The sequence below is a fragment of the Kitasatospora sp. NPDC059327 genome, assembly GCF_042752535.1.
In the GTDB taxonomy this organism is placed as follows: Bacteria; Actinomycetota; Actinomycetes; order Streptomycetales; family Streptomycetaceae; genus Kitasatospora.
Genome location: NZ_JBHYYB010000078.1, coordinates 33295 through 42620, shown reverse-complemented (window position 1 = coordinate 42620; position 9326 = coordinate 33295). Strand labels below are relative to the sequence as shown.

General features: G+C 70.6%; 9 protein-coding genes and 1 pseudogene. 9 read left to right on the top strand and 1 reads right to left on the bottom strand.

Going from position 1 to position 9326, the window contains the following annotated elements; genetic code table 11:
- Positions 1 to 382 (bottom strand): annotated as a pseudogene (locus tag ACFXHB_RS33580) (hypothetical protein); the annotation flags it as partial.
- A 293-nt stretch (positions 383 to 675) separates the two neighbouring features.
- Here ACFXHB_RS33580 and ACFXHB_RS33575 point away from each other — a divergent pair.
- The 9 genes from ACFXHB_RS33575 (at position 676) to ACFXHB_RS33535 (ending at position 9225) form a co-directional block, all read left to right on the top strand.
- A complete protein-coding gene (locus ACFXHB_RS33575; RefSeq protein WP_380578787.1) occupies positions 676 to 1458 on the top strand; it encodes a thioesterase II family protein in 783 nt (260 codons plus the stop codon).
- Positions 1455 to 2453 carry a LuxR C-terminal-related transcriptional regulator gene (locus ACFXHB_RS33570; protein ID WP_380578785.1) on the top strand — a complete coding sequence of 333 codons (999 nt, stop codon included), beginning with the start codon at positions 1455 to 1457 and terminating at the stop codon, positions 2451 to 2453. The genes ACFXHB_RS33575 and ACFXHB_RS33570 overlap by 4 nt, the downstream gene beginning before the upstream one ends.
- A gap of 188 nt (positions 2454 to 2641) precedes the next feature.
- Positions 2642 to 3508 carry a diiron oxygenase gene (locus ACFXHB_RS33565; protein ID WP_380578783.1) on the top strand — a complete coding sequence of 289 codons (867 nt, stop codon included), beginning with the start codon at positions 2642 to 2644 and terminating at the stop codon, positions 3506 to 3508.
- Positions 3508 to 4353 carry a hypothetical protein gene (locus tag ACFXHB_RS33560; protein ID WP_380578781.1) on the top strand — a complete coding sequence of 282 codons (846 nt, stop codon included), beginning with the start codon at positions 3508 to 3510 and terminating at the stop codon, positions 4351 to 4353. The genes ACFXHB_RS33565 and ACFXHB_RS33560 overlap by 1 nt, the downstream gene beginning before the upstream one ends.
- Positions 4354 to 4505: 152 nt before the next feature.
- Complete coding sequence (locus tag ACFXHB_RS33555) at positions 4506 to 4754, top strand: phosphopantetheine-binding protein (protein ID WP_380578779.1); 249 nt, start codon at positions 4506 to 4508, stop codon at positions 4752 to 4754.
- A gap of 12 nt (positions 4755 to 4766) precedes the next feature.
- A complete protein-coding gene (locus ACFXHB_RS33550; protein ID WP_380578778.1) occupies positions 4767 to 5594 on the top strand; it encodes a class I SAM-dependent methyltransferase in 828 nt (275 codons plus the stop codon).
- A gap of 36 nt (positions 5595 to 5630) precedes the next feature.
- Positions 5631 to 6590, top strand: coding sequence for a 3-oxoacyl-[acyl-carrier-protein] synthase III C-terminal domain-containing protein (locus ACFXHB_RS33545; protein ID WP_380578776.1), 960 nt, complete (start codon positions 5631 to 5633; stop codon positions 6588 to 6590).
- The gene (locus ACFXHB_RS33540; RefSeq protein ID WP_380578774.1) at positions 6587 to 7954 is read left to right on the top strand and encodes a hypothetical protein; all 1368 of its coding nucleotides are present in this window, start codon (positions 6587 to 6589) and stop codon (positions 7952 to 7954) included. The genes ACFXHB_RS33545 and ACFXHB_RS33540 overlap by 4 nt, the downstream gene beginning before the upstream one ends.
- Positions 7951 to 9225 carry a type III PLP-dependent enzyme gene (locus ACFXHB_RS33535; protein ID WP_380578772.1) on the top strand — a complete coding sequence of 425 codons (1275 nt, stop codon included), beginning with the start codon at positions 7951 to 7953 and terminating at the stop codon, positions 9223 to 9225. Before ACFXHB_RS33540 ends, ACFXHB_RS33535 begins: the two co-directional genes overlap by 4 nt.
- The last annotated feature ends 101 nt before the right edge of the window (positions 9226 to 9326 follow it).

Sequence of the window (9326 nt, the reverse complement as noted above, 5' to 3'; positions counted from 1 at the left end):
GCACCGACCACCGTGGTCGGTGCCCTTCGCCGTGGCCGACGCCCGCCTCGCCCGCCTCGCCCGCCTCGCGCGGCGCGACCGGTGCCGACGGTGCCGCGCGGGTCTCCCGCGCGACCTCGCCCTCGGAGAAGTACGGGGGCTTGACGCCGACGAAGGTCGCGAGGGCTTCCGGATGATACAGGGTCGGATTGTCGTGGGTGCCGTTGCGCGGATAGGCGACGGACGACTTCGGGATATCTCTGCCATAGAGGTGAATGGCCTTCGCCGCCTCTTCAATGCGGTACGGACCGCGACCTCGGGGAGGGGTGGTCACGATGCGGCGGCCGGGGCGTGTTCCGCCTTTCCCGAGTCGGATGGTGCGCGTTCTTTCGTCGCGTTCCACTCCTCACCAACAGTCCCACAGGGAACACGTCGCACACGGATTCTGATTGGTTGACATGAAAGTGGCGCAAGGTAAGCTGACGTCCTGGCAACTGGCCTGGCCGCGAGCCTTGTTGCGGCCGTGACGATACAGAGCACCAGTTACCGCCGTCGACTCCGCCCCGACGGCGATCACGGCATGAAGAAAGTACCGCAGCTGCCTTCTGCCGACTCTCTCCACCGAAGGGTTTTCATACCGGTGTGGATTATTTGCGTCTCCGCTGCCCAGTGATCGGATAGGACGGGACAACTGGGATGGATGAACAAGGCTCGACCAATAGCACGGGATGGATCCACAAATTCGACCCCGCACCGGAGGCCGGGCTGCGCCTGGTCTGTTGCCCGCACGCCGGCGCCTCCGCGGGCACCTACCGCAGACTCTCCGCCGCCCTGCCCGGCGGAGTCGAGGCGCTGTCCGTCCAGTACCCCGGGCGCCAGGGCGGGTCCGGGGAGCGCGCGATCGACGACATCGGCGCCCTGGCCGACCGGATCGGCGCCGAACTGCTCGGCTTCGACGACCTGCCGTTGGCGGTGCTGGGCCACAGCATGGGCTCGGTCGTCGCCTTCGAGGTGACCCGTCGGCTGGAGGAGGCCGGGCGGGCGCCGGCGCGGCTGTTCGTCTCCGGCCGCCGCTCGCCGTCGGCCGGGCTCGGCCTGAACATCCCCCGGGACGACGACGACGTCCTGGCGGAGCTCCGCGAGCTGGGCGGGATCCCGGCGCGGCTGCTGGACCGCCCGAAGTACCGGGAGTCGATCCTGACCGTGATCCGCAACGACTACCGTGCCAACTCCCGCTACACCGTCCCGCCCGACACCACCGTGTCCTGTCCGGTCACCTTCCTGTTCGCGGACGCCGACCCGTACCTCGACCCGGCGGCGGCGCTCGGCTGGAAGGGCCACACCACGGGGGAGTTCCGGCTCACCTCCTTCCCCGGTGGCCACTTCTTCCTCGATCAGCAGTTGGCCGCGGTGGTCGGCACGATCACCGCGGACCTGGGAATCGAATCCACCGGACGAGAGGACGGAGACAGATCGTGAAGCGGGGACTGTGCTCGATCGACGAGGATCTGGCGCTCCGGGCCTACGAACGGCTCCTGGTGACCAAGGTGGTGACCCCCGCGGAGCTCGCCGCCGATCTGGGCATCACCGCCGAGCGGGCGGAACAGGCGCTCTCCGCCCTGCGCTGCCTGAAGCTCGTCAGGTACTGCCCGGAGCAGGGGCGCTACGCGGCGCGCAGCCCCGAGATCGCCCAACTGGAACTGCTCATGCCGCTGGAGCAGTCGATCCGCGAGAAGCGCCGTGAACTGACGGACGTCCAGGACGTGCTGAGCTCGTTCGCCGACACCTACAGCAACCTCCAGCGCACCCGGCTGCGCAGGGATCCGGTGCTCAGCGGGCTGGACCGGGAACAGACCGGGTTGCGGATGGCGGACGCCCTGCGCGACCGCCCGTCCGAGATCCTCGTCATGGAGCCGTTCGCCCCGGTCCCGGGGCAGGACTCCCACGCGCTGGGCCTGTCGTCGCTGCCGTCCGGGGTCCCGATCCAGGTCCTGTACCCGCACACCGCCCGCAGCAGCCTGGCCTCGCGCGGCAGCCTGCGGACGCTGGCCGAGGCGAGCGCGCGGGTCCGCACCTCGACCCAGGCCTTCGAGCGCCTGGTCATCGTGGGCGGTGAGGTGGCCTTCCTGGCCGACCCCGGGGGCGACGACGCGGGCGTCACCGTCGTCTACGAGCCGGCCATCGTCGCCCGGTTGGTGCGCTCCTACGAGCACGCCTGGGCGTCCGGCACGGACATCGACTCGAACGTGGTCCGGTACGGCGAGACCCTGGACGAGGTCCGCTGCGCCATCCTGGAGCTGCTCGCCTCCGGGCTCAAGGACGAAGTGGTGGCCCGGCGCATCGGCATGTCCTCACGGACGTTCCGCCGTCACCTCGCCACCATCATGGACGAGTTGAACGCCGAGAGCCGGTTCCAGGCGGGCGCGGCCGCCGTCCAGGCCGGTCTCCTGCCGGTCCGGGCCGCCGCCGGCTGACCGGCCCGGTGCCGTCGGTCCCGACGGGCGTCGCCGCCGCGATATGGCCGTATGTGGCCACACCACTTCAGGTCATTGCGGCGCCCGCCGGGGCTTCCTTACCTTCGAAGAGTGCCGGAAAACGGCACGGAATTCGGATCCACCGACCACCGCGAGGTGGCCGGGGAGACTCGGAGGTCAACGCCAGCATGGTCAGCAAACTGATCGACCAGGACGGCCGGTTCCTGGATATCCTCGACCGTCTGACCACGAAGTCGATCGACGACTACTACAACCCCTACAAACTCTTCGAATGGCCGGACAGCCTGCCCGAGGAGATGTGGTGGATGAGCCCCGAACTCACCACCACGCACGGGACGGAGGCCGCCCGGGGTCTCACCGAAAAGGAGCTCCACGCACTGTCGCGGTACGAGAGCATCAACTTCTACAGCCTGAATGTGCACGGTATCCGGGAACTCCTCATCGAGGTCACCAAGCGGATTCACACCACCGGCTTCGAGACGCCCTCGGACTTCTTCCACCACTTCATCGGTGAGGAGAACGAGCACATGTGGTTCTTCGCCGAGTTCTGCCTGCGCTACGGCAAGAAGATCTACCGGCAGCCGGCCGGTGCGAACGTCGAGATCCCCCGCTCGAACGTGGAGAGCCTGCTGGTCTTCGCCCGGATCCTGATCTTCGAGGAGCTGGTGGACCACTTCAACTCCCGGATGGCGCTGGACGACCGCCTGCACGAGACGATCCGCGGCATCAACCGGATCCACCACCAGGACGAGTCAAGGCACATCGCCTTCGGCCGTGAACTGGTCACCGCGCTGGCCACCGACGTCAGGCAGACCTCCACGGCGGAGGAGATGCGGGACATCGCCGCCTACATCCGGCGCTACATGACCTACAGCTTCGAGACGCTGTACAGCCCGCAGGTGTACCGGGACGCGGGCATCACGAACCCGCACGACCTGCGCCGGCAGCTCCTCGAATCCCCGCAGCGCGCCGAGTTCGAGAAGAGCGTCTACCGCAAGACCGCCAAGTTCCTTGAGAAGACGGGGCTCATCTGATGGCCGACACCGCCCCGGGACCCGCCGAGCCCTTCGGCGGACTGGTCATCCTCGACCCGGACCAGACCGACCTGCTCCTCGAACTCGACCGGACGTTCGCCGGCTGGGGCCGCGCCGCCGGGGCCCGCGAGATCCTCGCGCCGCCGCTGTACCCGGTGTCGGACCTGGAGAAGTTCGACGTCTACACCAACTTCCCGCACCTGGCCTTCGTCGCCGCCGGGCTGGACCTGGAGAGCGGCGAGAACAAGCCGGTCGACGGCCGGTTCGCGCCCGCCGCCCTGCTCGGCGCGCAGGTCGGCCTGCCCCACGCGACCTGCTACAGCGCCTTCCTCTACTACGAGAACTCCGTCGTGGCCGCGGACGAGCTGATCACCCTGGTGAACCGCTGCTTCCGCAACGAGGAGCGGTACGAGGGGCTGCGCCGGCTGCTCAGCTTCCAGATGCGCGAGGTGGTCGCACTCGGCTCGTACGAGCACACCCAGCAGGTCCTCCGGTCCTTCGCCGAGCGGATCGCCGCGTTCGCCGACGCCCTGTCCCTGCGGCTGGAGAAGGTGCCCGCCTTCGACCCGTTCTTCCAGGCCGACGGCGCCCGCGCCCTGCTCCAGAAGCTCAGCCCGGTCAAGTACGAGTTCCAGGTCGGCGATCTGGCCATCTCCTCCGTCAACACCCACCGCAACTTCTTCGGCGAGCGCTGCGCCATCCGAGGGCCGGAGAACGAGTTCGCCTTCACCAGCTGCGTGGCGTTCGGCCTGGAGCGCTGGCTCTCCGTCCTGGTGGACCTGCACCACGGCGACGCGGGCCGGGCCCTGGACGCGGTGCGGACCGCGGCCCGGCAGCTCTCCTGAGGCGCGGAGCCCCCGTCCAGATCCCGTAGCCCCCATCCAGATCCCGTAGGGCCCGTCCAGATCCCGTGAGGCCCGAGCAGACGCCGTACGACCCGAGCACATCCGGCACGGCCCGAGCATGCCCGTATCGCCCCAACACCCGAGGAGTGGCAATGGCTTCGGCAGGAATCGACCAGGTCCGCGAGTGGATCCTGGCCAGGAACCCGGGACGGGAGTCCATCGAGCCCGACGAGAACCTCATCGAGAGCCGCCTCGTCGACTCGCTCTCCTTCGTGGAGCTGGTCTACACGATCGAGAGCGTCAGCGGCGTCGAGATCGACTTCGACAGCATCGACATGCAGGACCTCCAGACCCTCTCGTCGATCGAGAAGGCCTTCTTCGCCCCCGCCCGACTCCCGTAGGAGGCCGTCCCCATGGAAGCTGTCTCGTACACGGCCCAGTGGACGGCCGCGGCCCGCGCCGTCGAGTCCGAACGCCCCGGCGACGCCATGTTCCAGGACAGGTTCGCGCGCGACCTCGCGGCCCCGCGCGGCTTCGAACTCCTCGACAAGTACGGCGGCGGCGGCCTGGTCCCGTTCATCGCCATCCGTACCAAGTACCTGGACGACAGCATCGAGGCGCTGCTGGAGGACAGCGGCATCCGGCAGGTCGTCCTGGTCGCCGCCGGGATGGACACCCGGGCGTTCCGGCTGGCCTGGCCCCTCGGCACCACGGTGTACGAGGTCGACCACGGCGGCCTCATCGAGGAGAAGCGCGCCCGGCTGGCCGCGCTCGGCGCCGAGCCCACGGTGGAGCGCCGCGAGGTGTCGGCCGACCTCGCCGCGGAGTGGCTGCCCGCGCTGCACGGCGCCGGCTTCGACCCGGACCTGCCCACGCTCTGGGTGGCGGAAGGGCTGATGTTCTTCCTCACCGAGGAGCAGGCCTCCCACCTGCTCGGGGTGCTCGGCTCGGTCTCGGCCCCCGGCAGCCGGCTGGCCGTCGACTTCGCCAGCCGGGCGCTGCTGCGCAGTCCCTTCTCCAGGGCCTTCCTGGCCGGCCTGCGCGAGGACGGCACGCCCTGGCTCTTCGGCACCGACGAGCCGGAGGAGTTCCTGGCCGGCACCGGCTGGAAGGTCCGCGAGCTGCGCGAGCCCGGCGAGCCCGGCGCGGGCCAGGGGCGCTGGCCGTACGAGGTGCAGCCCCGCGACCGCCGGGGCGTGGCGCGCAGTTGGCTGGTCCGCGCCGAGTTCGCCGGCCGGTGAGCCGGTGAGGAGGGGGCGGATGAGAGGAGTACCCGGATGAGTGGCGTGACCACACTGGAGCGGATCGAGTCGTTCCTCCCCGAACGGAGCGTGCGGATCGACGACCTCGCCGAGAGCCTGGGGCTGCGCCGCGCCGAGGTGGGCGTGTTCCGGAAGATCTACGGCCTCGACCGGCTGCGGTTCGACCCCGGCACCGGCCTCTTCGACCTGGTGCTGCCCGCGGCCCGCCGGGCCCTGGCGGCACTCCCCGAGGGACGGCGGGTCGACTACGTCATCTACGCCCACACCATGCAGACGCTCGCCCCGCCGCACATCGACGCCGCCCGGGTCATCCGGGCGAAGCTGGGGCTGCACGACGCCGAGGCGTTCGCCCTCACCCAGCAGGCGTGCGTCAGCAGCCTCGGCGCCATCGACCTGGCCGGCGAGCTGCTGCGGGCCGAGGCGCCCGAGGGCGCGTACGCGCTGATGGTGACCGGGGAGCGGGCGTACTCCCCGAAGGTCCAGCTGATCCCGAACAGCGCGGTCATGGCGGACGCGGCCTCCGCCTGCCTGCTGACCGTCGGCGGCCCCGGCGACGAGGTGCGCTCGTACCTGACCCGCACGCTGGGCGCGTACGCGGCGGGCCTGGAGATGACCCCGGAGGAGATCAGCGGCTTCGGCCAGGATTACGCCACCGTGCTCGGCGAGGTCATCGAGGAGTCCGTCCGGCGGGCCGGCCTGACCTTCGACGAGATCGACATGGTCATCCCGCACAACGTCAACGCCGTCTCCTGGCGCCACACGATCAAGCGGATGGGCGCCGACCCGGACCGCTTCTTCCTGGACAACATCCCGCTCTACAGCCACTGCTACGCCTCGGACGTGTTCCTCAACTACACCACCCTGCGCGAGCGGGGCCGGCTGGTCGACGGCGGCCACTACGTCCTGGTCTCGGTCGGTCTGGGCGCCACCTTCGGCGCCATGGTCATCACCCACCGCGAGGGAGGCCCCCGATGAACGGCACCGCCTACACGGCGGACCTCAAGGAGGCACTCACCGGCGACCGCGAGGCGCGGTTCGTCTGGCTCTGCAACTTCGAGGTGGAGAACCAGTGGGCGCACGGCCACACCGGGCTCCCGGCGGCGCGGATCACCACCACCGCCGCGACCGTGCAGCGGATGGAGGAGCTCGGCGCCCTGCTCGCCGAGCCGACCGACCACCTGCTGCTCGACCGCCCGCTGGACCCCGGCTACCGCGCCTACGCGGAGAAGACCGGGCTCGGCGCGCCCACCGAACTGATCACCCGGGCACCGGCCGGCGAGGGCGGCACCAGCCGGGCCGTCCTCGACTCCCCGGAGCTGCTGGACCGGCTGCGGGTGCTCGCGGGCGGCGGCGCCTACCTGATGCCGATGGGCAACTCCCCGCTGGAGCAGGAGATCTGCCGGCGGACCGGACTGCGCCCCGCGCTGCCCGACCCGGAGACCTCGGCGCGGGTCAACAGCAAGATCTACAGCCGCCGGCTGACCGAGGAGCTGGGCCTGCGCGCCATTCCCGGCTTCACCTGCGAGACGGTGGGCCAGCTCCACCGGGCGCTCGCCGCGTCGCTGAACGACGGCGCGCCGGTGATCGTCAAGGACGCCTACGGCGTCTCCGGCAAGGGCCTGATCGTGCTCGACAGCCGCAAGAAGGCCGACCGGCTGCTGCGCATGGTCGACCGCCGCGCGGAGAAGACCGGCGACGACGCGATCCACGTCGTCGTCGAACGGTTCCTGCCCAAGCGGTTCGACCTCAACTACCAGTTCACCATCGCGCGGGAGGGGCGGGTGAGGTTCGACTTCGCCAAGGAGGCCCTGACCTCCGGTGGCGTCCACCTCGGGCACGTCATGCCCGCCGCGCTCTCGCCCGTCCAGCACGAGAGCCTCGTCGCCGCCGCCGAGTGGTTGGGCGCCCGGCTGTACGAGGACGGCTTCTACGGCGTGGTCGGCGTGGACGCGCTGCTCGGGCAGGACGACCTGGTGTACCCCGTCCTGGAGATCAACGCCCGCCTGAACATGTCCAGTTACCAGGGGCAGGTGACCGAGCGCTTCCTCGCCCCGGGCGGGGCCGCACTGGCGAAGCACTACCCGCTGCGGATCGACGCCCCGCTCTCCTTCGACGAGGTGGCCCACGCCCTCGGGGACCTCGCCCGGCCGCCCGTCGACGGCACCGGGCTGGTCGTCACCTGCTTCGGCACGGTCAACGCGCAGGCCGGCACCTCGCTCCCGTTCGACGGCCGGCTCTACACCCTGCTCTTCGCCGCCGACCGGGACGGCCTCGGCGACCTCGACCGCCGGACCACCGCGGCGCTCCACCGTCTCGGCACCACCGAAAGGACGCCATGAACACCAGCGAACTGAGCGTGCAGGGGGTACCGGTCTCGCAGATCGCCGAGCAGTTCGGCACCCCGCTGTTCGTCTACGACGCCGAGGTGCTGCGCACCGTCTACCAGTCGCTGCGCGAGGGGCTCCACCCGGCGGTGGACGTCTTCCTCTCGCTGAAGGCCAACCCCAACGTCGCCGTCTGCGGCTACCTCGGCTCGCTCGGCGCCGGCGCCGAGATCTCCTCCCTGGTCGAGCTGATGACCGTTCAGCGGGCCGGCATCGCGCCGGAGAACGTGATCTTCCTGGGGCCGGGCAAGACCCGCGCCGAGCTGGAGGCGTGCGTCGCGGCGAACCTGCACGCCATCGTCTGCGAGTCGCTGGACGAGCTGCGCCTCCTGGAGGAGATCGCCGAACAGGCCGGGCGGGAGGAGGTGCCGGTCCTGCTCCGGGTCAACCCCGACTTCCACACCAAGGGCTCGGGCCTGGCCATGAGCGGCAAACCGCGCCAGTTCGGCATCGACGCGGAACTGCTGCGCCGCTCCCGCCCGGTGATCGACGCGCTGCGCCGGGTCCGGGTCCGCGGCTTCCACGCCTACATGGGCACCCGCTTCCTGAACGCCGACGACCTGGTGCACAACACCCGGCAGATCCTGGCGACCGCCGAGGAGCTGTCGCGGACGCTCGGCATCCCGCTGGAGACCGTCGACTTCGGCGGCGGCTTCGGCGTCGCCTACTTCGACAACGAGAAGGACCTCGACCTGGGGGCCGTCGTCGCCGGCATCAACGAGGTCGTCGAGCCCTTCGTCAAGGCGCACCCCGGCTGCCGGCTGATCAACGAGCTCGGCCGCTACCTGACCGCGCAGGCCGGAACGTACGTGGTGCGCGCGCTGTACGTGAAGGAGTCCCTCGGCGAACGCTTCGTGGTCGCCGACGGCGGCACCAATCACCACATGGCGGCGGTCGGCGTCGGCAGCTTCGTCAAGCGCAACTTCCCGATCCGCTCGCTGACCAGGTACCGGGACGAGCCGAGCGACACCTACACCGTCACCGGGCCGCTCTGCACGCCCAACGACGTCATCGGCAAGAAGGTCGCCCTGCCGCCGGTCGAGGCCGGGGACCTGCTGGGCGTCGAGCGCTCCGGCGCCTACGGGCCGACCGCCTCGCCCGGGCTCTTCCTCAGCCACGGATTCCCGGCCGAGGTCCTGGTCCACCACGGTGCCGCGCACCTGGTCCGGGAGCGGGACCGCCACGAGGAGATCCTCGCCAAGCAGCACCTCGTCGACTTCGACTGACCGGTCCGCGGCCGCGCCCGGCGGCCCGTCCCTGCCGGCCCACCCGGAGGTCCGCCCCCGCGGGCGCGACGTCCCCGACGGCGCGCCGGGCCCCGACCGGG

Excerpts from the sequence above, each read along its gene's own strand:
- ACFXHB_RS33575 (WP_380578787.1), top strand. The coding sequence starts at position 676 with ATGGATGAACAAGGCTCGACCAATAGCACGGGATGGATCCACAAATTC.
- ACFXHB_RS33565 (WP_380578783.1), top strand. The coding sequence starts at position 2,642 with ATGGTCAGCAAACTGATCGACCAGGACGGCCGGTTCCTGGATATCCTC.
- ACFXHB_RS33560 (WP_380578781.1), top strand. The coding sequence starts at position 3,508 with ATGGCCGACACCGCCCCGGGACCCGCCGAGCCCTTCGGCGGACTGGTC.
- ACFXHB_RS33555 (WP_380578779.1), top strand. The coding sequence starts at position 4,506 with ATGGCTTCGGCAGGAATCGACCAGGTCCGCGAGTGGATCCTGGCCAGG.
- ACFXHB_RS33550 (WP_380578778.1), top strand. The coding sequence starts at position 4,767 with ATGGAAGCTGTCTCGTACACGGCCCAGTGGACGGCCGCGGCCCGCGCC.
- ACFXHB_RS33545 (WP_380578776.1), top strand. The coding sequence starts at position 5,631 with ATGAGTGGCGTGACCACACTGGAGCGGATCGAGTCGTTCCTCCCCGAA.
- ACFXHB_RS33540 (WP_380578774.1), top strand. The coding sequence starts at position 6,587 with ATGAACGGCACCGCCTACACGGCGGACCTCAAGGAGGCACTCACCGGC.
- ACFXHB_RS33535 (WP_380578772.1), top strand. The coding sequence starts at position 7,951 with ATGAACACCAGCGAACTGAGCGTGCAGGGGGTACCGGTCTCGCAGATC.